The sequence below is a fragment of the Stenotrophomonas sp. GD03819 genome (assembly GCF_029841665.1).
GTDB classification, from domain to species: domain Bacteria; phylum Pseudomonadota; class Gammaproteobacteria; order Xanthomonadales; family Xanthomonadaceae; genus Stenotrophomonas; species Stenotrophomonas geniculata.
Window position 1 is genome coordinate 1 of record NZ_JAOCEW010000053.1, and the last position, 23,793, is coordinate 23,793.

Consider the following 23,793-nt stretch of genomic DNA (forward strand, 5'->3'; position numbering starts at 1 on the left):
CAACGCGTTCCCCTATGCTCCAACGTACGACCACCGGACGCTCCGCATGCCGCCCCTGCTGAAGATCCGTTCCGAGCGCGGGCAGATGTCGGCCATCGAGCGACGCATCGCCGACTTCATCCTCGACAACGCCCACCTGCTGCGCGACTACTCGTCCCAGCAACTGGCCAGTGCGCTCGGCATCAGCCAGTCCAGCGTCGTGAAGTTCAGCCAGAAGCTCGGCTTCAAGGGCTACCCGGACCTGAAGTACTCGATCGGCCAGGACGTGGCTCGCGCCGGTGCCAATCCACAACAGGCCCCCAGCGAACCCGACAGCGGCGATGACTACCTGCGCCTGGGCGACGCCCTGCGCCGCAGCAAGGCGCAGGCCGAAGAGGAAACCCGCCAGGCCAACCCACGCGAGGAAATCGAGCGCATCGTGCAGCTGCTCGACGGCGCACCGAAGCTGTTCGTCCATGGCCTGGGTGACGATGGCCTGTTCGCCCGCGAGTTCGCCATGCGGCTGTCACTGCTCGGCCTGCTGGTAGTGCCGCATACCGACCCGATCCTGATGCTGGCCAATCTGTCGGCCGCGCGCCCGGGCGATGCGCTGCTGATGTTCTCCGAGTTCGGCAACCTGCCCCAGCTTTCGCAGCTGTCACGGCAGTTCCAGGACATGGGTGGCAAGGTGATTTCCATCACCCGCCACACCGCCAACCCGCTGCGCGCGCATGCTGATGCTGCGCTGGTGGTGTGTGCGCACGATCGCACGCCGCAGGTCGCGCAGCTGCTGTACCGTAGCGCCATGCACGCCCTGCTCGATTTCCTGTTCGTGCTGCTCTGCCACACCAATCCGGATCGCCAGCAGCAGCTGGCGGTGAACCTGGAGCGGATCGACCACCTGCTGGATTCCTGACCGGAGCACCTGTTGATGAAATCGCTGGTTCGCCTCGCTACCGCTGCGCTGCTGCTTGCTGCGGCGATGTCCGTCCACGCCGCGCCGCTGGAGGGTGCGCGCCAGCTGATCGTGGTCACCAGCGATGGCTGGGACAGCACCCAGGGCCAGCTGCAGGCCTATGTGCGCGATGGCAAGGGCTGGCACGCGCATGGACAGGCGTTCCCGGTGGCGCTCGGCCGCACTGGCAGTGCCTGGGGCCTGGGCCTGCACCCGGCGCAGGCCGACGGCCCGCAGAAACAGGAAGGCGATGGCCGCAGCCCTGCGGGCGTGTTCGCGCTCGGCAGTGCGTTCGGCTATGCCGTCACCCGCCCAGGTACCGCAATGCCCTACCAGCCGATGCTGGACAGCAGCTACTGCATGGACGTACCCGGTTCACCGTTCTACAACCGCATCGTCGACGCGAAGAAGGTCGGCAGTGCAGCGGTCAAGGGCTCCACCGAGCCCATGCGGCTGGACCTGCACAACAAGGGCGACGTGCGTTACCAGGAAGGCTTCGTGATCGCCCACAACCCGGACAACCAGCCCGGCAAAGGCAGCTGCATCTTCGCCCACCTGTGGCGCCAGCCCGGCGAGGCCACAGCCGGCTGCACCGCCATGCCGCAGGTGCGCATGCAGGCCCTGCTGAACTGGCTACGGCCGCAGGATGCGCCGCGCTTCGTCCTGCTGCCGCGTGCCGAGTACACGCGCCTGCAGGCCCAGTGGCAACTGCCCGCACTGAGTGGAGACGCCCGTTGAGCGCGCAGGACGAACCGCAGCTGCAGCGCGCGGTCAGCCGCTGGCAGATCGTCGGCCTGTCGATCAACGATGTGATCGGCAGCGGTATCTACCTGCTCCCAGCCGCCACCGTCGCCCTGCTCGGCCCCTTCAGCCTGTGGGGCGTGGTCGCCGCCGGCATCGTCGTCGCGCTGCTGGTGCTGTGCTACGCGCAGGCCGCCAGCTACTTCGATGAGCCCGGTGGCAGCTACCTGTATGCCCGCGAGGCGTTCGGGCGCTTCGCCGGGTTCGAGATCGGCTGGATGATCTGGCTGACCCGCATCAGCTCGGCGGCCGCATTGAGCAATGCGCTGGCCGATGCGGTCGCGCGCTTCTGGCCGTGGGCCGGCGCCGGCATGGGCCGCATCGCGGTGATCGTGGTGTCGCTGGGCTTCCTCACCGGCGTCAACATCATCGGCGTGCGCTCGGCCGCGCGTACCGGCGTGGTGCTGGTGATCGGCAAAATGCTGCCGCTGCTGCTGTTCGTGGCCATCGGCGCGTTCTACATCGATCCGCAACTTGCGTTCTCCGGCCAGCGCCCGGACCCGCATGACCTGCAGCGCATGGGCGAAGCCGCGCTCCTGTTGCTGTACGCCTACGCGGGCTTCGAGAACATCCCGGCCGCCGCCGGCGAGTATCGTAATCCGCGCCGCGATATTCCGTTCGCGCTGATCACCATGATCATCACCGTCACCGTCATCTACGGCGCGGTGCAGGTGGTGGCGCAGGGCACGCTGGCCGGCCTGGCCAGCTCGGCCACGCCGCTGGCCGACGCCGCTGCCGGCTTCGGCGGCGAAGCACTGGCGCTGATCCTCACCGTAGGCGCGACCATCTCCATCCTCGGCACCAACAGCAACACGATGATGATGGGCCCGCGCTTCCTGTTCGCACTGGCCCGCGATGGCTACGGGCCGAAGATCCTGGCGCAGGTGCATCCGCGCTTCCACACACCGGCCGCGTCGATCCTGTGCCAAGGCCTGATCGCGCTGGGCCTGGCCCTGTCCGGTTCGTTCGTGCAGCTGGCCCTGCTGTCGATGACCACGCGCCTGTTCGCCTACATCGGAACGGCCGCTGCGGTACTGGTGCTGGCCAAGCGCTATGCCGACCGCCCCGGCGCGTTGAAGCTGCCGGGCGGTCCACTGATTCCGGTGTTGGCGCTGCTGCTGTGCGTTGCCCTGTTCGCCAGTGCCAGCTGGCAGAACATCGCTGCTGCGCTGGTGGCGTTCGCTATCGGCGCGGTGATCTACAAGCTGCCGCGAAAAGATGCCGACGCCGGATGACCGGTAGCGCCGGGCATGCCCGGCGGATTGATCTGGCGATCACGCTGCCGGACCGGGCCGTTAACCGCCACGCAGGCACGATCAGGCTTCGTCCACAACGGAGCCTTCCATGACCGAGTACCAGATCCCCGGCCGCGTACCGGACGACAGCACCCCGCGCGATGCGGTCAGCAACTACTGGCGCGAACGCTACACGGCCGAGCCGTACTACGACGACCAGCTATTCTTCGAGGACTATGAACCGGCCTACCGCATCGGCCACGCCGCGCGTGCGCAGGACATGATCCGCGCCTACGAACAGGTCGAAGCCGAGCTGGAATCGCGCTGGGCCAATGAACGTGGCCGCAGCCGGCTGGAATGGGCGCAGGCGCGCGGTGCTGTGCGCCGTGGCTGGGAAGATGCACAGCTGGCGGATCCGCGGTTGAAGCGATAGCCCCATGCTTTTGTAGAGCCGAGCCCACGCTCGGCTCTCGCACCACGTCTGTAGAGTCGAGCCATGCTCGACTGAGCCGAGCATGGCTCGGCTCTACACCGGATCGATCACTCCTGTTCCGGCAGCGGCGGCACGCCTGCGCTGCGCTTGCTCTCACCGCCACCGGCGGCGATCAGGTCGCGGGTGTTCTTCTGCACCGCCACCGCACCGAACAGCGACAGCGCGTAGGCCATGCCATAGAAGCCCTTCTCGCTCGATGCCAGGGTGGCATTCCACAGCCCAACCAGCAGCAGCATCAGCGCCGACAGCAGCGCGAACCAGCACAACGCGTAGTACAAACCACTCACCGGAATACCCTCGACGCGGTCACGCACACTCTTCTGCAGCGACACCGCCGCGAACAGGCCGAACAGCAGCAGGGTCAGGTAGTAGCCCTTCTCGTTGAGCGCCATCGTGGCGGCGTTGAACAGGCCGATCAGGTAGGCCGCCGCGCCCAGCAACAGGGCCACCCACGAGGCGGCGATGAAGGCGGTGGACGGCTTGTGGGGCATGGCAGTGTTCATTGCAGATCCTTGGCAGGCAGTCGGGCACGCGTTGCCCGGGCGTGCCCACCCTAGACGATCCCGCCGCCGTCGCACAGGGGGGCGCAGGACCTTCGGGCCACGACGATCACGCCTCCAGTGGTATACAAGGGACAGCCCGGCCATCCGCATCCCCGCCCTGGAGATACCCATGACCCGCATGCCCCTGCTGCTCGCCCTCGGCCTGGTGCCGATCCTCGCCACCTCCGCCTGCAATGCCGCCGACCCTGGCGCCAACGGCGCCCAGACCAGCGCGCCCGCAGCCTCCTCCACCGCCGACCAGCGCCCGTTCACCGCCACCGAGGTCAGCCGTTTCGACCAGCCGTGGGCGATGACCTTCCTGCCCGATGGCAGCCTGCTGGTCACCGAGAAGCGCGGCAAGCTGCAGCACCTGGATCTGGCCAGCGGCCAGAAGCACGAGATCACCGGCGTTCCGAAGGTCGCCTACGGTGGCCAGGGCGGTTTCGGCGACATCATCCTGCATCCCGATTTCGCCCGTAATCACGTTGTGTACCTCAGCTACGCCGAGGAAGGCACGCTGGACACCCGCGGTGCTGCCGTTGCCCGTGCCACGCTGGCGCTGGACGCCAACGGCGCCGGTCAGCTCAAGGACCTGAAGGTGATCTGGCGGCAGAGCCCCAAGGTCAGCGGTGAGGGCCACTACGGCCACCGCCTCGCTTTCGGCCCGGACGGCAAGCTGTGGATCAGCTCCAGCGAGCGGCAGAAGTTCGATCCGGCGCAGGACATGGGCGGCAACCTCGGCAAGATCATCCGCCTCAACGATGACGGCAGCCTGCCGGCCGACAACCCGTTCGCCTCGCAGGGCGGCGTGGCCGCGCAGGTGTGGTCGCTGGGCCACCGCAACATCCTCGGCATGGCCTTCGACGCCAACGGCAAGCTGTGGGCACACGAGATGGGCCCGGCCGGCGGCGACGAACTGAACCTGATCGTGCGCGGCGCCAACTACGGTTACCCGATCGTCTCCAACGGCGACCATTACGACGGCCGACCGATTCCTGACCACGACACGCGTCCGGAATTCGCCGCCCCGAAGGTGACCTGGACGCCGGTGATCTCGCCGGCCGGCTTCGTGATCTACAGCGGCAGCCTGTTCCCGCAGTGGAAGGGCAGCGGCTTCATCGGTGGGCTGTCGTCGACCTCGCTGGTGCGTGTGGCGTTCGACGGCGACAGCGCGCGCGAGGCCGAACGCTTCAACATGGGCGAGCGCATCCGCGAAGTGGAACAGGGTCCGGATGGCGCGCTGTGGCTGCTGGAAGATGGCAGCAAGGCGCGCCTGTTGAAGCTGACGCCGAAGGCCTGATCGGCACCTTTTCCCGGAACGGCCCCGCATGCGGGGCCGTTTCCGTTTACTGGATGGTGATGACCTTCACCTCGGTCTTCGTGCAGGCCTGGTCCAGGCACTGCCCGTTCAACCACACCTGTCCATCGCCAATCATCATGCCCTGCTGGTTGACGAAGACCTTGCCGAAGTCCTGTTCGGACACCGCCTTGACCACCGCCGGGGTGATGATCTTCTCGTAGTTGCGCTGGAACTCACCGGGGCCGGTGATCTTCTTTCCGCCGCTGATGTTCAACGGGAAGTGCACTTCCTCGACCACGGCAGCACGATCTCCGCCGACCACCGCGGTCTTGAACGCGTTGAACACCTTTTCGTACTGCGCCGCATCGCCAAGCAGCGACTCGATGCGCGCGCGTGCGTCTTCGGCGGGCGCTTCCGCTTCGGACGCGGCCGGTGCGGCGGCGGTGGGCTCAGCGGGGGGTGCCGCAGGCGTCGCTGCAGCACTGGCCTCCATCGGCGGCGGAGCATCCGCCGCAGGCTCGGCCGGCGGCGCCGGCTGCGAACAGGCGGCCAGCAACAGGGCGGGAATCAGACAGGCCATCCGGCGCATGCGCGCGCTCCATCGAAACAGGGAACCCGATGGTAGCGCCGGGCCACGCCCGGCGTGTTCGTGCAACGTGAGCACAGCAACACCGGGCGTGGCCCGGCGCTACCGCTTGCCGTAGATCCACGCCATGCGTGGATGAGGGCGCAATCAGCCCTTCAGCAGCTCGAACTGCACCGCTTCACCGGCCGCCGACGAGGCGCATACCCACACGTCGAACACGCCCGGCTCGGCGCGCAGCACGCCGTCGCGGCCGGTGAACGACAGCTGCTCGCGGGTGAGGGTGAACACCACCTCGGTCGACTCGCCCGGCTGCAGTGCCACCTTGCGGAAGTCCTTCAACTCACGCACAGGACGCACGCGGCTGGCCACGCGGTCATGAATGTACAACTGCACCACTTCCTCGCCGGCCACATCACCGCTGTTGGTCAGCGTGGTGGTGATGGTCAGGGTGTCGTCCCAGCCCAACTGCGCCGCGCTGAGCTGCGGCACGCCGTAGGCGAAGCTGGTGTAGCCGATGCCATGGCCGAACGGGTACAGCGGTTCGTTCGGAATCTCGCGCCAACGGGCCTTGAACTCCGACATGGTCGGCAGTTCCGGGCGACCGGTGCGCGGGTGGTTGTAGAAGTACGGCTGCTGGCCGGATACCTGCGGGAAGCTGACCGGCAGGCGGCCGGACGGACTGTAGTCGCCGAACAGCACATCGGCCACGGCATGGCCGGTCTGCGTGCCCAGGTACCAGGTCACCGCCACCGCCTGTGCATTGCGCACCGCGCCCTGCAGCGCCAGCGCGCGGCCATTGCGCAGCAGCACCACCAGCGGCTTGCCGGTCATCGCCACGGCCTCGGCCAGCGCCTGCTGGGCCGGCGGCAGGGTGATCTCCACGCGCGACTGCGCTTCACCGCTGTAGCGCTGCGGTTCGCCCAGCGCCAGCACCACCACGTCGGCGCGCAGAGCGGCAGCCACGGCTGCTTCGGTGCCGCCCGGAATGGCAGTTTCCAGTTCGCAGCCCGGCACGATTTCCAGCAGCGCTTCGTCGCCGATGGCGGCACGGACGCCGGTTTCCAGATCCACGTAGCGCTGCTTGTCACCGAACAGCGTCCAGCAGCCTTCAATGTTCTCGCGGTCCTGCACGAACGGGCCGATAAGCGCGATCTTCTGCCCGGTCTTCTGCAGCGGCAGCACGTTGTCGCGGTTGTTCAGCAGCACGATCGAACGGCGCGCGGCGTCGCGCGACAGTTCGTCATGCGCGGCGAGGTGCGAGGTATCCGCTTCGCGCGCCGGGTCCAGCGAACGGTACGGGTCGTCGAACAGGCCGATGGTTTCCTTCAGCCACAGGATGCGGCGCACGCCCTCATCCAGCACCGCCATTGGCACCTCGCCGCTCTCGACCAGGCCCGGCAGGTGCTCGGCGTAGAAGCCGCTCTGCATGCTCAGGTCCAGGCCGGCGGTGAATGCCTTGGCGGTGGCATCGCGATCATCGGCGGCATAGCCGTGCGCGACCAGTTCCATGTCGGCGGTGTAATCAGAGATCACCACGCCCGGGAACTTCCATTCGCCGCGCAGGATGTCGGTCAGCAGTTCGGCATTGGCGCTGGCCGGCACGCCGTTGATGTCGTTGAACGAGGACATCACGGTGATCGCGCCGGCGTCGAAGGCGGCCTTGAACGGCGGCAGGTGCACATCGCGCAGGGTCTGCGGCGAGATGTCCACCATGTTGTATTCCATGCCGGCCATCACCGCGCCGTAGGCGGCGAAGTGCTTCGGCGTGGCCAGCAGCGAATCGGCGGCGCGCAGGTCGCTGCCCTGGAAGCCGCGCACGCGGGCGGCGGCGAACGCACAGCCCAGCACCACGTCCTCACCGGCACCTTCGGCGCCACGGCCCCAGCGCTGGTCGCGGGCGATGTCCACGGCCGGGGCATAGGTCCAGTGCAGGCCGGAAGCGGTGGCTTCGATGGCGGTGGCGCGCGCGGTGCGCTCGGCCAGCTCCGGTTCGAAGCTGGCGGCCTCGCCCAGCGGGATCGGGAACACGGTGCGCATGCCGTGGATGACGTCGGCAGCCAGGATCACCGGGATGCCCAGGCGGCTCTCCTCGGTGGCGACCTGCTGGATGCGGCGGCCCAGTTCGGCGCCGACACCATTGAACAGGGACCCGACCTTGCCCTCGCGCACCTGCTGCAGCACCTGGTCGGCATTGCGCACGTTGGCTTCCGGGTTCACGTCCGGGGCGAACGGGCGGACCATGTCTGCGAAGACACCCAGCTGGCCGACCTTTTCCTCGACGGTCATCTGGGCAATGAGGGATTCGATGCGATCGGAGGCCACCGGCAGTCCTTGATGAAAACGTTTACAAGCCCGGCATTCTAGCGATCCCGAGCCGTTTGGCGAGAGGTTTCTTCATTCAGTTTCAGCCACCAGCGAGGACCGTATGGACCCGCCGGGGGCACCGCAGCTTACTCCGAGCCGGCCAACTGGCGCTGCCCGGCCATCAACATGGCGTCGCTGGAGGCTTGGAACACGCGCAGGCCGAAGGCCGGCAGGATCGCCAGCAGGTGGTCGAAGATGTCCGACTGCACCGCCTCGTACTCGCCCCAGGCGGTGCTGCGGGTGAAGCAGTACAGCTCCAGCGGCAGGCCTTCGGTGGTCGGCTGCAGCTGCCGCACCAGCAGGGTCATGTCGGTGTGGATGCCCGGATGGCTGCGCAGGTAGCGCTCCACATAGGCACGGAAGGTGCCCAGGTTGGTCACCCGGCGGCTGTTGACCTCGGCCACGCCCTGCTCGCGCAGGCGCCCGTTCCACTGCCCCAGCTCCTGTTCCTTGTCCTGCAGGTAGTCGCGCAGCAGCGCGAACTGGCCGAGGAAGGCCAGGTCGCCCTCGTCCAGGAATCCGACGCTGTGCTGGTCCAGGTACAGCGCGCGCTTGATGCGGCGGCCACCGGCCTCCTGCATGCCGCGCCAGTTCTTGAACGACTCGGTCACCAGCTTCTTGGTCGGGATGGTGGTGATGGTCTTGTCGAAGTTCTGCACGGTGATGGTGTGCAGGGCGATGTCGATCACATCACCATCGGCGTTCTGGCTGGGCATCTCGATCCAGTCGCCGATGCGCACGCGGCCATCGCCGCTGATCTGCACGCTGGCCACCAGCGACAGGATGGTGTCCTGGAAGATCAGCATCAGCACCGCCGTGGCCGCGCCCAGGCCGGTGACCAGCGGCCCCAGCTTCACCCCCAGCAGGGTGGCGATGATGGACAGGCCGGCGGCCACGAACACCACGATCTTGACTACCTGCAGGTAGCCCTTGATCGGCTTGTTCCGCGCGTCGGGCTTGCGCTCGTACAGGCTGTTGGCCGCGTCCAGCGCATGCGAGAACGCCATCGACACGGTCAGTACCGCCCACACGATGCACAGCTTGATGATGACGTTGACCAGGCCGGGCGGCAGATCGGGGATCAGAGTGATGCCCGAGGCGATCACCTGGCTGGGCACCACGTTGGACAGGCGCGAAATGACCCGCATCAAATGGCTGCCACGCCCGGACTCGGCACCCGGCAGGCGCTGCAGCAGGCGCCGCAGGCCACGCACCAGGATGCGCTTGGTGACCCAATTGGCCAGGCCGGCGGCGATCAGCAGCGCCGAGATCATCAACGCCAGGTAGGCGCCGGGATAGGGTTCCAGTGTGTTCTGCAGCTTTTCCAGCCACTGTACCGCCACCACCGCGTCCACCATCAGTTGTCTCCTTCTTCCTTCATTGATGTTGAGGTTGCCGGCCAGCGGCCGGCACTACCGGGTCAGTCCCGCGTGCGCTCGATGATCACGCCCACCGCGCGCGCGCCGCGCACCGCACCGGGCTTGCTCAGCTTCAGGCGCAGCCACTTCACGTCGAATTCCTCCAGTACGATCTGCGCGCAACGCTCGGCCAGGGTCTCGACCAAACCGAATTCCGATTCGCGCACGAACTGCTCCAGGCGCTTGCTCACCGCCTTGTAGTTCAGGGTGTGGGCAATGTCATCGGTAGCCGCAGGGCGACGGTTGTCGAAGCCCATTTCCAGGTCGAACACCAGGTCCTGGCGGATCCGTCGCTCCCAATCGTAGATACCGATCAGGGCGTCGATCGTCAGCCCCTCGATGAAAACCTTGTCCATTGCGCTTACCCGCCCGAATACAGGGGGCCATGGTAACGGCACGGCGGTGACGCTGCCCGGAACGGGCGATGGGTGGCCGGCACGGGGCGGGCCCGGAAAAGACAAAGGGCCCCGCTAGCAGGGCCCTTTGGTACTACCGTTTGTCCCCAGGGGGGAGCTGGAATCCAGCCGCGAGTCCCGGTGGCGCAGGCACGCAGATTAGGCAAGGACCGGATCGCCGGTCAAGGCCAATTCCGACAGGGCAGGTCAGGTATTCGCCCGAGGCGAAACGCAGGAAATCAGCCGCGCGGACAACTACGTTCCCTGATGGTCGCCGCCGCCCACTCTCGCGAACATTGAGCCCTCCTTCACCACCGCACATGACGATGGCTCCATACGATGTACTGCGGCGCGCGTTGTCAGCGGAGCGCCTGTCGACTTACGAGAGAATCGCATCGACCTGCAGCCCTGACGTCACTGCCGATTCCCTGTATCTCTGGAACATGCGGATGTGCGGTGCGCTGATGATGCCGGTCCATCTGTGCGAGGTGGTCATTCGCAACGCCTCAGCAGCTGTGCTTACCCGACAGCACGGCCCGCGTTGGCCGTGGAATGATGCCTTCCGACGCAGACTGCCAACTTCATCCAGTACTTCTCCACGCACGGCACTGGAACAACTTGCCAGCCGCGTAACCGATACACCTGAGATCGTCGCCAACCTGCCAATGGTGTTCTGGCAGCAGCTCTTTACATGTCGCTTCGACTCCACCCTGTGGATACCCGCACTTGGTGGGGTTCTACGTCATGCGCCTTCGGCACATCCCAGTGTCATCAGGAAAGCCATCCACGCAGACATTGGACGCATCCGCCACCTGCGCAACCGGATCGCGCACCACGAACCCATCCTGGAACGCGACCTCGGTGCCGACCTGGCCGCGATCGGGCGGCTGATCCACGCCCGCTGCCCGCACACCCTGGGCTGGCTGCAGCGCCATGAGCGGGCGACGACCGTGTTGGCGGCGTCGCCGTTGGCAGGGCGTCGGTAATACGTCCGCCCGGCGTGGCCCGGCGCTGCCGGATCAGACCGCCGGCAGGGTCGCCATGTCCCAGCGCGGGGTCACGTCCACCTTCGGCGGGCTGTGCTGGCCGGCCTGCAGGCGCAGCGCGCCAGCGAAGGCGATCATCGCGCCGTTGTCGGTGCACAGCGCGGGGCGCGGGAAACAGGCGCGGCCGCCCAGGCGCTCGGCCATCTGCTGCAGGCGCGCGCGCAGGCGCTTGTTGGCGCCCACGCCGCCAGCCACCACGATCACGTTGGTCCCGGCCGCTTCCAGCGCGCGCTCGCACTTGATCGACAGGGTCTCGACCACCGCGTCTTCAAAGCCACGGGCGATGTCGGCGCGGGTCTGTTCGCTCTGGTCGCTGTCGCGCCAGGCCATCAGCACCTGTGTCTTCAGGCCGGAGAAACTGAAATCCAGCCCGGGGCGGTCGGTCATCGGCCGCGCGAAGCGGTACGCGCCCGGCGTCCCCTGCTCGGCCAGCCTGGCCAGCTGGGGACCACCCGGGTACGGCAGGCCCATCAGCTTGGCGGTCTTGTCGAAGGCCTCGCCGGCCGCATCGTCCAGGGTCTCGCCCAGCAGGCGGTACTGGCCGATGGCGTCCACGGCCACCAGCTGGGTATGGCCGCCGGACACCAGCAGCGCCACGAACGGCGCTTCCGGCGGATCGTCTTCCATCAGCGGGGCCAGCAGGTGGCCTTCCATATGGTGTACGCCTACCGCCGGCACCTCCAGCGCCCAGGCCAGCGAGCGGGCCACGCCGGCGCCCACCAGCAGCGCGCCGACCAGGCCCGGACCCGCCGTATAGGCCACCCCGTCGATGTCGTCTACGCCCAGACCGGCGTCGGCCAGGGTCTGGCGCACCAGCGGCAGCAGCTTGCGGACGTGGTCGCGGCTGGCCAGCTCGGGCACTACACCGCCGTACTCGGCATGCAGGGCGATCTGGCTGTAGACCGCGTGGGCGCGCAGGGCCGCGCTGCCGGCCAGGTCGGTGTCATACACCGCCACGCCGGTCTCATCACAGGAAGATTCGATGCCAAGGACTCGCATGCCTGCTATTATGACGCCCCTGCCGCCCCCTCGGGGGATGTGCAGATCTCACTGCTTTCGAACTTCCGGCCCGTATTCAGGGTTGGCCGCTTGCAGTTTGTCTATTCGCCGCTATAATGTGCGGCTCGCCGGGCGTGACCCGGTTCTACTGTGTCCCGGAGATTCCATGCCCAGCGTCAAAGTCCGCGAGAACGAGCCCTTCGAGTTTGCTCTTCGCCGCTTCAAGCGCACTTGCGAAAAGGCCGGTGTGCTGGCCGAAACCCGCAAGCGCGAGTTCTACGAAAAGCCGACCCAGGAGCGCAAGCGCAAGGCTGCCGCTGCTGTGAAGCGTCAGCTGCGCCGCTCGTCGCGCGACGTCACCAAGCGTCAGCGCCTGTACTGATCGGACGCATCTTCATTGCGGCGGGCTTGCCTGTCGCGATGGAGCCGAAGCCGGCACGCGCGAGCGTCGCCGGCTTTTTTGCGTTTCCGGGTTCGGGCATCCGCCCCGCCCCACCTACCACCACGAGGTTCCTCATGAGCATGAAGCAGCAGCTCACCGAAGACATGAAGGCCGCCATGAAGGCGGGCGAGAAGCACAAGCTGGGCGTGATCCGCCTGATCAATGCCGCCATCAAGCAGCGCGAAGTGGACGAGCGCATTGAACTGGATGACACCGCCGTGATCGCCGTGCTCGACAAGATGGTCAAGCAGCGCAAGGACTCGGTCAACCAGTACGAGGCCGCCAACCGCGCGGACCTGGCCGAGATCGAGCGCGCCGAGATCGTGGTCATCGAAGCCTACCTGCCGGCGAAGATGGGCGAGGCCGAGATCGTGGCCGCCATCCAGGCCGCCATTGCCGAGACCGGCGCCTCCGGCCCGGCCGACATGGGCAAGCTGATGGGCGCACTGAAGCCCAAGCTCGCCGGCCAGGCCGACATGGGCCTGGTGTCCAAGCTGGTCAAGCAGCTGCTGGCATAAGCCATTGCCGGGGTCGGATCCCTTTCGCATCGCGGAAGGGCTCTGACCCCATTGATGCATCCGCTTCACCGCACCTTCGACCCCCGGCTGCTACAACATCCCCATGGTCGAGCAATCCAACGCCCCCACCGGCTCGCGTCCCCACGGCTTCCCCGCACGGCTTCGCCACTACGCTGACCGCCTGCAGGACAGCTTTCCGATGGCGGTCGCCAAGCGCTTCGTCGAAATCGATGTGCTGACCCAGGCCGCTTCGGTCTCCTTCTACGCCCTGCTGTCGATGGCACCGCTGCTGGTGCTGCTGTTGTGGCTGACCGCCTCGCTGTACCCGCCTGCACAACAGACGTTGATCAGCCAGATCGGCTCGGTGGCCGGCAGCAGCGTGGCCAGCGTCGCCGACACCGTGCTGCACAACGCCAACAGCCAGCCCAGCGTGGGTTCGCTGGCCGGGCTGTGGAGCACACTGCTGCTGTTCATCGGCGCCACCGCCGTGTTCGCCCAGCTGCAGAACGCGCTGAACCGGATCTTCCACACCAGCGGCCAGCGCCTGGAAGGCGTCAAGGCCTGGCTGCGCAAGCGCGTGTTCTCGTTCGGCGTGGTGCTGGCACTGGGCTTCCTGCTGATCCTCTCGATGACCGCCACCACTGCACTGCAGGTGGTGTTCGCGCAGCTGCCCTCGGTGCTGCCGGCGATCGGCTACCTGACCTCGCTGCTGCTCTACACGCTGGCCTTCGCCTTCCTCTACCACTACCTGCCGGACCGCCGCGTGGCGTGGCGCCAGGCCTTCATCGGCGGCGCCATCACCTCGGTGCTGTTCACCCTGGGCCGGTATGGCATCGGCGTCTACATCGCCACCGTGGCCCCGGGCAGCGCTTACGGCTCGATGGGTGCGCTGGTGATCGCACTGGTGTGGATCTACTACGCCACCGCCGTGTTCTTCGTCGGCGCGCTGATGACCGCGGTGATCGACGAGCGCCTGCATGCACGGGCTCAGCTGGCCAAGGCCGGGGTCGAGGCCGAACAGGCCAGTCCCGACGTCGCCAGCGAGTAAACTAGGGGAACCTGCCGCCCCTGCTGCGCGCCCTGGCGGCCGCGCCCCGTTCTGTTGCCCATGGCCCGTATCCCCGACGCTTTCATCGACGATCTGCTCGCCCGCTCCGACATCGTCGAGGTGGTGGGCAGCCGCGTGCCGTTGAAGCGACAGGGCAAGGAATATGCAGCGCGCTGCCCGTTCCATGACGAGCGCTCGGCGTCGTTCACGGTCTCGCCCACCAAGCAGTTCTATCACTGCTTCGGTTGCGGCGCGCACGGCACCGCGATCAGCTTCCTGATGAACTACGACCGCCTCGAGTTCCTCGACGCGGTGGATGAACTGGCCAAGCGCGCAGGCATGGAAGTGCCGCGCAGCGAGAACCCACGCAGCCCCCAGCAGCAGGACGACAGCCGCGAGCTGTATTCGGCGCTTGAGGCGGCCACGAAGTTCTTCCAGAGCAACCTGCAGGGCAGCGAAAAGGCACGCAGCTACCTGGATGGGCGTGGCGTGGACGAAGAGAACCGCGCACGCTTCCAGATCGGCTACGCGCCGGATGGGTACAGCGGCCTGCGCGATGCGCTCGGCAAGGACGAGCGGCGCATGAAGCTGCTCGACCGCGCCGGCCTGTTCTCCAAGAACGACCGCGGCCACGTCTACGACAAGTTCCGCGACCGGGTGATGTTCCCGATCTTCGACCGCCGTGGCCGGGTGATCGCCTTCGGCGGCCGCGTGTTCGAGAAGGACGACGGCCCCAAGTACCTCAACTCGCCCGAAACCGCGCTGTTCCACAAGGGCCGCGAGTTGTACGGCCTGTGGCAGGTGCGCCAGGCCAACCAGAAGATCGAGCGGCTGATCGTGGTCGAGGGCTACATGGACGTGGTCTCGCTGTTCCAGTTCGGCGTCACCCAGGCGGTGGCGACGCTGGGCACGGCGACCACGCCGGACCATGCCGAGCTGCTGTTCCGCAACGCGCCGGACGTGTTCTTCTGCTTCGACGGCGACGCCGCCGGCCGCCGTGCCGGCTGGAAGGCGCTGGAGTCGGTGCTGCCGCGCATGAAGGATGGCCGCCAGGCGTTCTTCCTGTTCCTGCCCGATGGCGAGGACCCGGACACCATCGTGCGCAAGGAAGGCGCCGAGGCCTTCAACGAACGCCTGAAGCAGGCCACGCCGCTGTCCCAGTTCTTCTTCGACGAGCTCACCCGCGAGATCAACCTGGGCACGCTGGACGGCAAGGCGCGCCTGGCCGAGCGGGCCAAGCCGATGCTGGCGCAGATTCCCGACGGTGCCTTCGGCGACCTGATGAAGCAGCAGCTGGCGCAGCTGACCGGCCTCGGCGGCAACGCCCAGGCTGCACGCGCTTCGATGCCTCAGCGCCAGCCGGCACGCACTATTCAACCGGTGGCCAAGCGCAGCCTGGTGCGCGGCGCGATCGCCGTGCTGCTGCAGCAGCCGTCGCTGGCACTGACCCTGGGCGGCAAGCATCACTTCCAGGGCCTGCGCCTGCCCGGCGTGGAGCTGCTGCTGGAGCTGCTGGGGCTGGTCGAACAGCGCCCGGACATCAGCACCGGCGCCCTGCTGGAACATTTCGACGGCCGCGAAGAACAGGCGTCGCTGCATACGCTGGCCGCTCAGACGCTGCCCGGCACCGAGGCCAGCTGGACCCAGGAACTGCACGACGTGGTGGCGCAGCTGGAGAAGCAGCTGCTACAGCAACGTCTGGATGAGTTGTTGGCAAAGCAGCGTGAGCAGGGCCTGGACGATACTGACAAGTACGAACTGCGCGAGCTCTGGAAGGTCCGCGCCAAACTGATCCGATGATTGCCGCCAACGGAGAAGACCATGCTGCTGCGCCTGCCCTGCCTGCTGTTGTTGTCGCTCTGCCTGCCACTGGCGGCCCTGGCCGCAGATGGCCCGCTCAATGAAGTCCGCCCGGGCCTGTATGCCGGCGGCCAGCCCTCCGCCGCACAACTGAGCGAACTTGCCGCGCAGGGCGTGCGCACCGTGATCGACCTGCGCCAGCCCGGCGAGGACCGGGGTTTCGACGAAACGCGCGTTGCCGAATCATTGGGCCTGCGCTACGTGCGCATTCCGGTGGCCGGTGCCGAGGGGCTCGATGCCGCCAACGTGCGCGCCGTGCACCAGGCCCTGCGGCAGAGCCAGGGGCCTGTGCTGCTGCACTGCGCCTCCGGCAACCGTGCCGGTGCCGTGCTCGGCTTGGTCAATGCACGTTACGAACACGCCAGCCCGGAACAGGCCCTGCAGCTCGGCCAGCGTGCCGGCCTGAAGTCGCTGGAAGCCGCCACCCGCCAGCGCCTGGCCACGCCATCCATTTCGCCCTGACTCCACCGCACCAAGGACTCTGCCCACCATGACCCGCTGGTGGTCGCGCCTGCGACCGGACAATTTCACCCTCGCCCTGCTGTGCACGGTTGGCCTGGCCTCGCTGCTGCCGATGAAGGGCGCCGCCGCCATCGTCCTTGATGACGTCACCACCGTCGCCATCGCGGCGTTGTTCTTCCTGCACGGCGCGCGCCTGCCACGTGAGTCCATCATCGGCGGCATGCTGCACTGGCGGCTGCACCTGACCATCCTGGCCTGCACCTTCATCCTGTTCCCGCTGCTGGGGCTGATGTTCAAGCCACTGTCGGGCTGGCTGCTGACCCCGGAGCTGTACCTGGGCGTGCTGTTCCTGTGCACCCTGCCCTCCACCGTGCAGTCGTCCATCGCGTTCACCTCGATGGCGCATGGCAACGTACCGGCAGCGGTGTGCAGTGCCTCGCTGTCGAGCATCCTCGGCGTGTTCCTGACCCCGCTGCTGCTGACCGCGCTGGCCGGCACCTCGGGCGGCGTGCACGATCCGCTGCATGCGATCGGCGGCATCATGCTGCAGTTGCTGGTGCCGTTCGTGGCCGGCCATCTGCTGCGGCCGTGGATTGCCGGCTGGGTGGAGAAGCAGCGTGCGCTGCTGCGCTACACCGACCAGGCCACCATCCTGCTGGTGGTGTACTCGGCCTTCGGCGAAGCCGTCACCGAAGGCCTGTGGAGCAAGACACCGCTGCTGTCGCTGCTGGCCGTGGCGGTGGTCGCCGCCGTACTGCTCGGCATCGCCATGCCGCTGATCACCTTCATCGCCCGCCGCCTGCGCTTCAACCGCGAGGACGAGATCGCCATCGTGTTCTGCGGCTCGAAGAAGAGCCTGGCCACGGGCGTGCCGATCGCCAAGGTGTTGTTCGCTGGTGGCAGCCTCGGTGCCATCGTGCTGCCGGTGATGATCTACCACCAGATCCAGCTGATCGTCTGCGGCGTGATCGCGCAGCGTTATGCGCGGCGCAAGCCCTGACCATCCGGGAAATCATCCACGCATGGCGTGGATCTACTGGGCGCGTGGGCCGCTGCGGGAAAACATCACGCATGGCGTGGATCTATTGTAGAGCCGAGCCCATGCTCGGCTGGCGGTTGAACGGCACGTGGATGATCACCAGACCGAATCGCTGTCCAGCAGCCGCGCCACGCTGAAGCGCGGCAGCCACACCCTCAGGTCGTAGCTGCGGTCAGCACCAGTATCCACCTTGGGCGATGTCCCGGCATGACCCGGCAGCTGGCGCGCTTCGCAACGTCCAGGGGCGACACAGCCCCAGCCTTCCCCGCCACGCGCCTCGATACGCACGTTGTAAAGGTCCAGATCCTTCAGGAGTGCCGTCATCGGGGGGTACGCAATCATCTTCGGCTGCGTACGCATGCCATGCACGTTGCCGGTCAGCACCAGCAGCCGCCCGTTCTTCGGCAGTGCCCGCGCGCGTGCTCTTGCTTCTTCGGCCATCACCCGGTCACGCGTACCAGTGCCGGCCATGTCGGCGGGAAGCACGCGATCAAAGCCGAACACCTGCACGTCGCGCCCTTGGCTGCGCAGCACGCGTACCGCCTCGATCAGCTCAAGCATGTCCTCGCTGCGACGGCCGTCATGCATCCGGCTACGGACGTTCCAATACGTCGTGCCACGCAATGCAGCGCGCGCCTCGGCTGTGCCGGCAGACGCCGTATAGGTCGCCAGCGCGGCGTTCTCGTCGGTCGGCAGCTCCAATGCCAACCGCACCGGCGTGCCATCGGCCGCGTAGGCCTCCATCAGCTCCCGTACCAACAGCGGCGTCTCGCGGGTACCGTGGAACTCACCCAGTACTAGGATGCGATGCTCACCGGCATGCTGGCGGATCTGCGCGACGGTGTCGTCGGCATGCGCACTGAAGGCCATGCCCAGCGCCAGAATCAGCGCGGTGGTCCAACGGAAGACCGTATGCATCCCTGCTCGCTCCTTTCCTTGGGGTCAGGAACAGCAATGGCGACGCCGCTGGAAGAGATCAAGTGTAGAGCCGAGCCCACGCTCGGCTGCTCTTCCATCCCCCCCTCAGCCGAGCATGGGCTCGGCTCTACAGGTGGCCCATCACAACCAGGGTAGGATCCAGTGGTCCACCAGCAGGAAGGCGAACAGCGCCATCAGGTAGACGATGGAGTAATAGAACATCTTCATCGAGAACAGCTCGTCCGGCGGGTTCAGCATGCGCCAGGCGTACCAGAGGAACACGGCGTTGAGCACGATCGCGCCGCCCAGGTAGAACGCACCGCTCATGCCCACCAGGTACGGCAGCAGGCAGACCAGTGCCAGCACCACCGAGTACACCATGATCTGCTTGCGGGTGTGCACCACGCCATGGGTCACCGGCAGCATCGGAATTTCCGCCTTGGCGTAGTCCTCGCGGCGGAAGATCGCCAGTGCCCAGAAGTGCGGCGGCGTCCAGATGAAGATGATCAGCACCAGCAGCGACGAGTACGCCCAGTCCGACGAACCCTGCATGCCGGTCACCGCAGCCCAGCCGAGCATCGGCGGCATCGCGCCGGCCAGGCCGCCGATGACGATGTTCTGCGAGGTCGCGCGCTTGAGGTACACGGTGTAGATCACCGCATAACCGATCAGCGAGGCGAAGGTCAGCACCGCAGTGATCAGGTTCACCCACAGCACCAGGATGGTCATCGACACCACGATCAGCACGCCGGCGAACACCAGCACCTGCCACGGCTTGACCTTGCCCACCACCAGCGGACGCCACGAAGTGCGCGCCATCTGCGCATCGATGTGCGCATCCAGCAGCTGGTTGATCGCGGCCGCGGCCGAGGCCGCCAGCCAGATGCCGAGGAAGCCGAGCACGCCGGCGCGCACCTGCTCCCAGCTGGGCACGCCGGGGATGGCCAGGACCATGCCGACCAGGGCAGTGAAGACAATGAGGGCGACGACCTTGGGCTTGGTCAGGTCCCAGTACTGGCGATAATTGGAAAACATGGAATCAGTCCGGGGCACGCAGACGGGCCAGCAGGCTGACCAGCACGAACAACAGGGCAACGGCTACGCCGTTGTGGGCCACCGCCACTTCCAGCGGCAGCGCCAGCTTCACATTGAGGATGCCGAGGGTGACCTGCAGCACCAGCAGCGCGATCAGCGCACTGGCCCAGCCACGCATGCTCGGCAACCGGAACAGGCGCGCGCCCAGCCACAACAGGTAGACCGCCACCACCACCGCGAACAGGCGGTGCGCCATCTGGATGGCGATACGCGAAGCGCCATCCAGCACGCCGCCTTCGTAGTCCACGCCGATGCCGCGCCACAGGGTGAAGCCTTCGACGAAGTTGTGCTGCGGCCACCATTGGTTGGCGCAGCGCGGGAAGTTGTCCAGCGAGGCGCTGCCGCCGCCGCAGGCCAGCGCCGCGTAGTTGGCACTGACCCAGCCCCCCAGTGCGATCTGGGTGACCAGCACCGCCACACCGATGCGCAGCAACCACTTCAGCTTCGGTGCTTCGGCCAGGGTGATCGGCATGTGCGTTGCGCGCCAGGCCATCCACACCAGCAGCGCGAACATCAGCATGCCGCCCAGCAGGTGGCCCATCACCACGATGGGTTTCAGCAGCAGGGTCACCGTCCACATGCCCAGCAGGGCCTGGAAGATCACCACCGCCAGGGTCAGCAGGGCAGCGCGCGCCAGGTCGATGTTGCTCCAGCGCAGCGCCGCGATCAGCAGGATCGCCTCGCCTATCAGGGCCAAGGCGCTGGCGGTGCCGTGCCAGCCCATCATGTACAGCGGTATGCCGGCGGCCACCAGCACGCAGGCGGCCACCACCGCCGTGCTTCCAAAGCGGCGCTTGCGCGTGGCCAGCAGCGCCAGGGTCAGGATCTCGATGCCCAGCGCGCCGGCCAGGAAGCGATGCACCTGCTCACGCCAGGCCTTGTGGGTCTCCAGCGGGCGGATCTCCGCTGCCGGATGGCCGATGGTCTCTTCCACGTGCTGCGGCCAGGTGGCCTGTCCATAGCAGGTCGGCCAGTCCGGGCAGCTCAGGCCGGCATCGGACAGGCGCACGAAGGCGCCGAACATGATCGTGCTCGCGGTCATGATCATGGCGAACCACGCCAGGCGGTGGAAATTGCGGTGCAGCGCCGGACGCGCGGAAAGGCTCATCAAACGGGACTCACTTCAGTTTCAGCAACGTGGCCATGTCCTTGCGCAGGCCACCCAGGTCACTGCCGGGGGCATGGCGCATGATCACGAAGCCGTTCGGATCGATCACGTAGACCGGCAGGCCAGCCGGATCGTCGACGCCGGGCAGGGCCGCGCGCAGTGCTGGCGACGGTGCCAGCGGCCGCAGCGCGGGCAGCGAGGCGATCGACGCCGGTGGCGTTCCCAGCCACAGGATTTCGACATTATCGGCGTTATGGCCGAACAGCTGCCACACCTTGCCCAGTCCCTGCGACAAAGTGACGCACTGCGCGTCGCAGACTCCGGCCGGCGCCACCAGCAGGCGCCAGGTACGGGCCTCGGGATTCCACGGATAAGGCTGGCCGCTGGCCAGGGTCGGCGCCTGCTGGCGCAGGTCCACCGGCGGCTTCAGCAGCTGGCCGGCATTGCGGTGCCCGGTGGGCTGCCAGCCGGAGAAGCGCAGCACGGCAGCCAGCGCCATCGCCCCGAAGAACACGGCAAACAGCAGTACCAGGGTCCGGCGGCCAGAGCCGCGCGCCTGCGGGGACGTAGCAGTGTTCATGCGGGGCATTTTCTCATGGTTGGGTACGGGATGCCGGTCGTGCCACGGCGCGCCTCCTGCGCCACTCCAACACCAGCGCAACGACGAGCACGGTCAGGGCCAGGCCGAACCACTGCACGGCGTAGCCCAGGTGACGCTGCGGTGGCAGCGTGTTCGGCAACAGGTCCAGATCACGTTCGTCGCCGAAGGGCAGCGCCGGGTCCAGGCGCAGGACCCGCTCGGGCAGCGCAGGCAGGCCAAGCGCTGCTGCCAGGCCTTCGGCCGGCAACCGGCTGGCCAGCCAGCGGCCCGCTTCATCGGTGGTGGAGAACGCCGGGCCCAGTGCCAGTCCCGCTGACGGCGGCGGCGCCAGCAACCCACGTACGGCCACCGGCGAAGGTGGCGACGGCACATCCGGCAGGGTGCGATCAGGCGGCAGCGCGCGCCATCCCAGATCGACCAGCAACACACTGCCCTCGTCACTGCGGAACGGGCGGTAGATCTTCACGCCCGCGCGGCCGTGCCGGGTCTGGTTGTCCAGCAGCACCACGCCGGGAAGGAAGCGACCGTGGTCGGCCACGCCGTGCAACGCACCGGGCGCTGCCAGCGCCTGCGCCAACGACAGTACCTGCGCTGCGGCTGGACCCTGTGCATCCAACATTGCCTGTTTGGCATGCATGCGCTGCAGCTGCCACAGCCCCAATGCGGTGAAACCGGCCATTGCCAGCACGGCCAGCAGCCATCCGAGCACGCGCGTGTGCTGGCGCATCATGACAAGTCCGCGCAAACGCGGTCAGATAGGCACATCCACCCTGCCCTCGAGCCGCGCATGAGTGATTCGCTGAAGACCCTGCTGGTAATCGCGTTTCTGATCGTCATCGTCTGGAATCTGGGCGCCGGCCTGTATTACCTGCTGGTCGACCGCGGCCAGACCAAGCGCACGGTCAACGCACTGACACGCCGCATCGGAGTGTCGGTGGCCTTGATCGTACTGGTGATCGTGAGCATCTACATGGGCTGGATCAAACCGCACGGCATCGGCGGCTGAGGCCACCGATGCGTGCGCGGTCAAAGCACGTAGACGAACATGAAGAGCATCAGCCACACCACGTCGACGAAGTGCCAGTACCACGCGGCGGCTTCGAAACCGAAATGGTTGTCGCGGGTGAAGTGTCCCTTGGCCGAACGCAGCCACATCACGATCAGCATGATCGTGCCCAGCAGCACGTGCGCGCCGTGGAAGCCGGTCAGCATGAAGAACGTCGAACCATAGATACCCGAGCCGAGCGTCAGGTTCAGTTCCTTGTAGGCGTGGATGTACTCCTCCGCCTGCAGGGTCAGGAAGCCGAGGCCGAGCACCACGGTCAGGCCCAGCCAGATCAGCAGCTGGCGGCGGTTGCCGCCCTTCAGTGCATGGTGTGCGATGGTCAGGGTCACGCCGGAGGTGAGCAGGATCAGCGTGTTGATCAGCGGCAGGCCCCAGGCCGGGATGGTCTGGAAAGCACCGCCGATCGCCGCCGGGCCATTGGTCGGCCATCCTGCCGAATAGCCCTGCCAGAGCAGTTCGTTGGTCATCACCCCGCGGCCTTCGCCGCTGAGCCACGACAGGCCCAGGTTGCGGGTGTAGAACAGCGCGCCGAAGAAGGCGCCGAAGAACATCACCTCGGAGAAGATGAACCAGATCATCCCCATCCGGAACGAACCATCGACCTGGTGGTTGTAGTTGCCGGCCTGCGATTCACGCACCACGTCGCTGAACCACCAGAACAGGGTCAGCACCAGCATCGCGATGCCGATGTAGAACGTCCAGCGTCCCCAGCTGGCATCGTTGAGCCAGCTGGCCACGCCCACCATGGTCACCATCATCGCGATGGAACCCACGAACGGCCATTTGCTCTGGGCCGGGACGAAGTACACGTTGGCGTCGGTCGGTGTCTGGGCCATGTCGGTATCCGGGTCAGGGTGCGGCGTGCGCGCCTTCCGAGGTGGCGGCCGGGGCCAGCCGATCGGACAGCGCGTCGTTGCGGTAGAAGGTGTAGGACAAGGTGATCGTCCTGATCTCCGGCGGCAGATCCGGATCGACGATGAAACGCACCGGCATGTCGCGCTTCTCGCCAGCCTGCAGCGTCTGCGCGGTGAAACAGAAACATTCGGTCTTGCTGAAGAAAGCCGACGCGCGCGCCGGTGCCACCGAAGGCACCGCACTGCCCACCACCGCCTGCTGGCTGTCGTTGCGGGCGAAGTACAACGCTTCGTTGAGCTCGCCGGGCACCACGTCCATGGTCAGCTGCTCGGGGTGGAACGACCACGGCAGGCGCGAGTTGACGCCGCCATCGAACTCCACCCGTACGGTGCGCTTGCCGGACGCGGCACCGGCACTGGCTTCGCTGCCGGGGCCGCGCTCCAGTCGCACGCCGAACACCTTCTCGCAGGCGATGCGATACAGCGGCACCAGCGAGAACGTCAGCAGGAACACCGCCACCGCCACGCCGATCAGGCGCGGCAGCCCGGCACTGCGTGAGGTCGCGGTGGCCGGTGCGTCGCTCATCGGCCGATCACCCCACTGAGGATGAAACCGACGTAGACCAGCACAGCGATGGCGCCGACCCACATCGCCGTGCGCCTGGCGCG

At 67.0% G+C, this 23,793-nt stretch carries 26 protein-coding genes; 13 read left to right on the forward strand and 13 right to left on the reverse strand.

All coding sequences use genetic code 11. From position 1 onward, the window contains the following. The first annotated feature begins 46 nt into the window (after positions 1-46). The 4 genes from N5D45_RS21115 (at position 47) to N5D45_RS21130 (ending at position 3,403) form a co-directional block, all read left to right on the forward strand. Complete coding sequence (locus tag N5D45_RS21115) at positions 47-895, forward strand: MurR/RpiR family transcriptional regulator (RefSeq protein ID WP_010484212.1); 849 nt, start codon at positions 47-49, stop codon at positions 893-895. Between the two features lie 15 nt (positions 896-910). Continuing rightward, complete coding sequence (locus tag N5D45_RS21120; protein WP_279939566.1) at positions 911-1,672, forward strand: L,D-transpeptidase family protein; 762 nt, start codon at positions 911-913, stop codon at positions 1,670-1,672. Beyond that, positions 1,669-2,970: an amino acid permease gene (locus N5D45_RS21125; RefSeq protein ID WP_099497277.1), complete on the forward strand. Its 1,302-nt coding sequence runs from the start codon at positions 1,669-1,671 to the stop codon at positions 2,968-2,970. The genes N5D45_RS21120 and N5D45_RS21125 overlap by 4 nt, the downstream gene beginning before the upstream one ends. Before the next feature lie 109 nt (positions 2,971-3,079). Continuing rightward, positions 3,080-3,403, forward strand: a complete 324-nt coding sequence (locus N5D45_RS21130) for a hypothetical protein (RefSeq protein WP_010484215.1) — start codon at positions 3,080-3,082, stop codon at positions 3,401-3,403. Positions 3,404-3,510: 107 nt separating this feature from the next. Here the strand turns inward: N5D45_RS21130 and yiaA are convergent, their stop codons facing one another. Continuing rightward, positions 3,511-3,966, reverse strand: a complete 456-nt coding sequence (gene yiaA, locus N5D45_RS21135) for an inner membrane protein YiaA (protein ID WP_010484216.1) — start codon at positions 3,964-3,966, stop codon at positions 3,511-3,513. 169 nt (positions 3,967-4,135) lie between these two features. Between yiaA and N5D45_RS21140 the strand changes: the two genes are divergently transcribed. Beyond that, entirely contained in the window at positions 4,136-5,305 is a 1,170-nt protein-coding gene (locus tag N5D45_RS21140; protein WP_171953730.1) for a PQQ-dependent sugar dehydrogenase, read from the forward strand. 46 nt (positions 5,306-5,351) lie between these two features. Here the strand turns inward: N5D45_RS21140 and N5D45_RS21145 are convergent, their stop codons facing one another. The 4 genes from N5D45_RS21145 to folB all read right to left on the reverse strand — a co-directional run bounded on the left by N5D45_RS21145 (position 5,352) and on the right by folB (position 10,029). Next, positions 5,352-5,894, reverse strand: a complete 543-nt coding sequence (locus N5D45_RS21145) for a hypothetical protein (RefSeq protein WP_279939567.1) — start codon at positions 5,892-5,894, stop codon at positions 5,352-5,354. Between the two features lie 144 nt (positions 5,895-6,038). After that, positions 6,039-8,213: a glycoside hydrolase family 3 N-terminal domain-containing protein gene (locus tag N5D45_RS21150; RefSeq protein WP_279939568.1), complete on the reverse strand. Its 2,175-nt coding sequence runs from the start codon at positions 8,211-8,213 to the stop codon at positions 6,039-6,041. 128 nt (positions 8,214-8,341) lie between these two features. Further along, positions 8,342-9,613 carry a mechanosensitive ion channel domain-containing protein gene (locus N5D45_RS21155; protein ID WP_049454520.1) on the reverse strand — a complete coding sequence of 424 codons (1,272 nt, stop codon included), beginning with the start codon at positions 9,611-9,613 and terminating at the stop codon, positions 8,342-8,344. 62 nt (positions 9,614-9,675) lie between these two features. Further along, positions 9,676-10,029, reverse strand: a complete 354-nt coding sequence (folB, locus tag N5D45_RS21160) for a dihydroneopterin aldolase (RefSeq protein WP_010484221.1) — start codon at positions 10,027-10,029, stop codon at positions 9,676-9,678. A gap of 359 nt (positions 10,030-10,388) precedes the next feature. Between folB and N5D45_RS21165 the strand changes: the two genes are divergently transcribed. Further along, positions 10,389-11,054 (forward strand): hypothetical protein, encoded by a 666-nt coding sequence (locus tag N5D45_RS21165; protein WP_197645758.1) that lies wholly within the window; start codon positions 10,389-10,391, stop codon positions 11,052-11,054. Between the two features lie 33 nt (positions 11,055-11,087). Here the strand turns inward: N5D45_RS21165 and tsaD are convergent, their stop codons facing one another. Continuing rightward, positions 11,088-12,113: a tRNA (adenosine(37)-N6)-threonylcarbamoyltransferase complex transferase subunit TsaD gene (gene tsaD / locus N5D45_RS21170; RefSeq protein WP_010484223.1), complete on the reverse strand. Its 1,026-nt coding sequence runs from the start codon at positions 12,111-12,113 to the stop codon at positions 11,088-11,090. A gap of 166 nt (positions 12,114-12,279) precedes the next feature. Here tsaD and rpsU point away from each other — a divergent pair, with 166 nt between their 5' ends. From rpsU to N5D45_RS21200, 6 genes are all read left to right on the forward strand, one after another. After that, entirely contained in the window at positions 12,280-12,495 is a 216-nt protein-coding gene (gene rpsU, locus N5D45_RS21175) for a 30S ribosomal protein S21 (protein ID WP_002808376.1), read from the forward strand. A 134-nt stretch (positions 12,496-12,629) separates the two neighbouring features. After that, complete coding sequence (locus N5D45_RS21180) at positions 12,630-13,073, forward strand: GatB/YqeY domain-containing protein (protein ID WP_279939569.1); 444 nt, start codon at positions 12,630-12,632, stop codon at positions 13,071-13,073. A gap of 103 nt (positions 13,074-13,176) precedes the next feature. Then, positions 13,177-14,121, forward strand: coding sequence for a YihY/virulence factor BrkB family protein (locus N5D45_RS21185; RefSeq protein WP_049454527.1), 945 nt, complete (start codon positions 13,177-13,179; stop codon positions 14,119-14,121). A 60-nt stretch (positions 14,122-14,181) separates the two neighbouring features. Continuing rightward, positions 14,182-15,921 (forward strand): DNA primase, encoded by a 1,740-nt coding sequence (dnaG, locus tag N5D45_RS21190; protein WP_279939571.1) that lies wholly within the window; start codon positions 14,182-14,184, stop codon positions 15,919-15,921. A 21-nt stretch (positions 15,922-15,942) separates the two neighbouring features. Then, the gene (locus N5D45_RS21195) at positions 15,943-16,443 is read left to right on the forward strand and encodes a protein tyrosine phosphatase family protein (protein WP_279939572.1); all 501 of its coding nucleotides are present in this window, start codon (positions 15,943-15,945) and stop codon (positions 16,441-16,443) included. A 28-nt stretch (positions 16,444-16,471) separates the two neighbouring features. Continuing rightward, positions 16,472-17,443, forward strand: coding sequence for a bile acid:sodium symporter family protein (locus N5D45_RS21200; RefSeq protein ID WP_043400036.1), 972 nt, complete (start codon positions 16,472-16,474; stop codon positions 17,441-17,443). Between the two features lie 135 nt (positions 17,444-17,578). Here N5D45_RS21200 and N5D45_RS21205 read toward each other — a convergent pair whose 3' ends face one another. The 5 genes from N5D45_RS21205 to N5D45_RS21225 form a co-directional block, all read right to left on the reverse strand. Then, complete coding sequence (locus N5D45_RS21205; protein ID WP_279939573.1) at positions 17,579-18,400, reverse strand: calcium-binding protein; 822 nt, start codon at positions 18,398-18,400, stop codon at positions 17,579-17,581. Positions 18,401-18,541: 141 nt separating this feature from the next. After that, complete coding sequence (gene cyoE, locus N5D45_RS21210) at positions 18,542-19,435, reverse strand: heme o synthase (protein ID WP_197656745.1); 894 nt, start codon at positions 19,433-19,435, stop codon at positions 18,542-18,544. A gap of 4 nt (positions 19,436-19,439) precedes the next feature. After that, entirely contained in the window at positions 19,440-20,603 is a 1,164-nt protein-coding gene (locus tag N5D45_RS21215; RefSeq protein ID WP_279939574.1) for a COX15/CtaA family protein, read from the reverse strand. Between the two features lie 10 nt (positions 20,604-20,613). Then, a complete protein-coding gene (locus N5D45_RS21220; RefSeq protein WP_026347289.1) occupies positions 20,614-21,183 on the reverse strand; it encodes a hypothetical protein in 570 nt (189 codons plus the stop codon). A 13-nt stretch (positions 21,184-21,196) separates the two neighbouring features. Beyond that, positions 21,197-21,934, reverse strand: coding sequence for an SURF1 family protein (locus N5D45_RS21225; protein WP_019336367.1), 738 nt, complete (start codon positions 21,932-21,934; stop codon positions 21,197-21,199). 57 nt (positions 21,935-21,991) lie between these two features. Between N5D45_RS21225 and N5D45_RS21230 the strand changes: the two genes are divergently transcribed. Next, complete coding sequence (locus N5D45_RS21230) at positions 21,992-22,210, forward strand: twin transmembrane helix small protein (protein WP_010484233.1); 219 nt, start codon at positions 21,992-21,994, stop codon at positions 22,208-22,210. A gap of 20 nt (positions 22,211-22,230) precedes the next feature. Here N5D45_RS21230 and N5D45_RS21235 read toward each other — a convergent pair whose 3' ends face one another. After that, complete coding sequence (locus N5D45_RS21235; protein WP_010484234.1) at positions 22,231-23,106, reverse strand: cytochrome c oxidase subunit 3; 876 nt, start codon at positions 23,104-23,106, stop codon at positions 22,231-22,233. 13 nt (positions 23,107-23,119) lie between these two features. Continuing rightward, positions 23,120-23,710 (reverse strand): cytochrome c oxidase assembly protein, encoded by a 591-nt coding sequence (locus tag N5D45_RS21240; RefSeq protein WP_279939576.1) that lies wholly within the window; start codon positions 23,708-23,710, stop codon positions 23,120-23,122. Positions 23,711-23,793: the final 83 nt, after the last annotated feature.

What these genes read in the sequence shown, in the direction of transcription:
- folB (WP_010484221.1), bottom strand. Translation starts at nt 10,029, where the DNA reads ATGGACAAGGTTTTCATCGAGGGGCTGACGATCGACGCCCTGATCGGT.
- N5D45_RS21215 (WP_279939574.1), bottom strand. Translation starts at nt 20,603, where the DNA reads ATGAGCCTTTCCGCGCGTCCGGCGCTGCACCGCAATTTCCACCGCCTG.
- N5D45_RS21200 (WP_043400036.1), top strand. Translation starts at nt 16,472, where the DNA reads ATGACCCGCTGGTGGTCGCGCCTGCGACCGGACAATTTCACCCTCGCC.
- N5D45_RS21220 (WP_026347289.1), bottom strand. Translation starts at nt 21,183, where the DNA reads ATGAACACTGCTACGTCCCCGCAGGCGCGCGGCTCTGGCCGCCGGACC.
- N5D45_RS21195 (WP_279939572.1), top strand. Translation starts at nt 15,943, where the DNA reads ATGCTGCTGCGCCTGCCCTGCCTGCTGTTGTTGTCGCTCTGCCTGCCA.
- N5D45_RS21140 (WP_171953730.1), top strand. Translation starts at nt 4,136, where the DNA reads ATGACCCGCATGCCCCTGCTGCTCGCCCTCGGCCTGGTGCCGATCCTC.
- N5D45_RS21155 (WP_049454520.1), bottom strand. Translation starts at nt 9,613, where the DNA reads ATGGTGGACGCGGTGGTGGCGGTACAGTGGCTGGAAAAGCTGCAGAAC.
- rpsU (WP_002808376.1), top strand. Translation starts at nt 12,280, where the DNA reads ATGCCCAGCGTCAAAGTCCGCGAGAACGAGCCCTTCGAGTTTGCTCTT.
- N5D45_RS21130 (WP_010484215.1), top strand. Translation starts at nt 3,080, where the DNA reads ATGACCGAGTACCAGATCCCCGGCCGCGTACCGGACGACAGCACCCCG.
- tsaD (WP_010484223.1), bottom strand. Translation starts at nt 12,113, where the DNA reads ATGCGAGTCCTTGGCATCGAATCTTCCTGTGATGAGACCGGCGTGGCG.
- N5D45_RS21180 (WP_279939569.1), top strand. Translation starts at nt 12,630, where the DNA reads ATGAGCATGAAGCAGCAGCTCACCGAAGACATGAAGGCCGCCATGAAG.
- N5D45_RS21240 (WP_279939576.1), bottom strand. Translation starts at nt 23,710, where the DNA reads ATGAGCGACGCACCGGCCACCGCGACCTCACGCAGTGCCGGGCTGCCG.
- cyoE (WP_197656745.1), bottom strand. Translation starts at nt 19,435, where the DNA reads ATGTTTTCCAATTATCGCCAGTACTGGGACCTGACCAAGCCCAAGGTC.
- N5D45_RS21225 (WP_019336367.1), bottom strand. Translation starts at nt 21,934, where the DNA reads ATGATGCGCCAGCACACGCGCGTGCTCGGATGGCTGCTGGCCGTGCTG.
- yiaA (WP_010484216.1), bottom strand. Translation starts at nt 3,966, where the DNA reads ATGAACACTGCCATGCCCCACAAGCCGTCCACCGCCTTCATCGCCGCC.
- N5D45_RS21185 (WP_049454527.1), top strand. Translation starts at nt 13,177, where the DNA reads ATGGTCGAGCAATCCAACGCCCCCACCGGCTCGCGTCCCCACGGCTTC.
- N5D45_RS21235 (WP_010484234.1), bottom strand. Translation starts at nt 23,106, where the DNA reads ATGGCCCAGACACCGACCGACGCCAACGTGTACTTCGTCCCGGCCCAG.
- N5D45_RS21205 (WP_279939573.1), bottom strand. Translation starts at nt 18,400, where the DNA reads ATGCATACGGTCTTCCGTTGGACCACCGCGCTGATTCTGGCGCTGGGC.
- N5D45_RS21115 (WP_010484212.1), top strand. Translation starts at nt 47, where the DNA reads ATGCCGCCCCTGCTGAAGATCCGTTCCGAGCGCGGGCAGATGTCGGCC.
- dnaG (WP_279939571.1), top strand. Translation starts at nt 14,182, where the DNA reads ATGGCCCGTATCCCCGACGCTTTCATCGACGATCTGCTCGCCCGCTCC.
- N5D45_RS21120 (WP_279939566.1), top strand. Translation starts at nt 911, where the DNA reads ATGAAATCGCTGGTTCGCCTCGCTACCGCTGCGCTGCTGCTTGCTGCG.
- N5D45_RS21145 (WP_279939567.1), bottom strand. Translation starts at nt 5,894, where the DNA reads ATGCGCCGGATGGCCTGTCTGATTCCCGCCCTGTTGCTGGCCGCCTGT.
- N5D45_RS21165 (WP_197645758.1), top strand. Translation starts at nt 10,389, where the DNA reads ATGACGATGGCTCCATACGATGTACTGCGGCGCGCGTTGTCAGCGGAG.
- N5D45_RS21230 (WP_010484233.1), top strand. Translation starts at nt 21,992, where the DNA reads ATGAGTGATTCGCTGAAGACCCTGCTGGTAATCGCGTTTCTGATCGTC.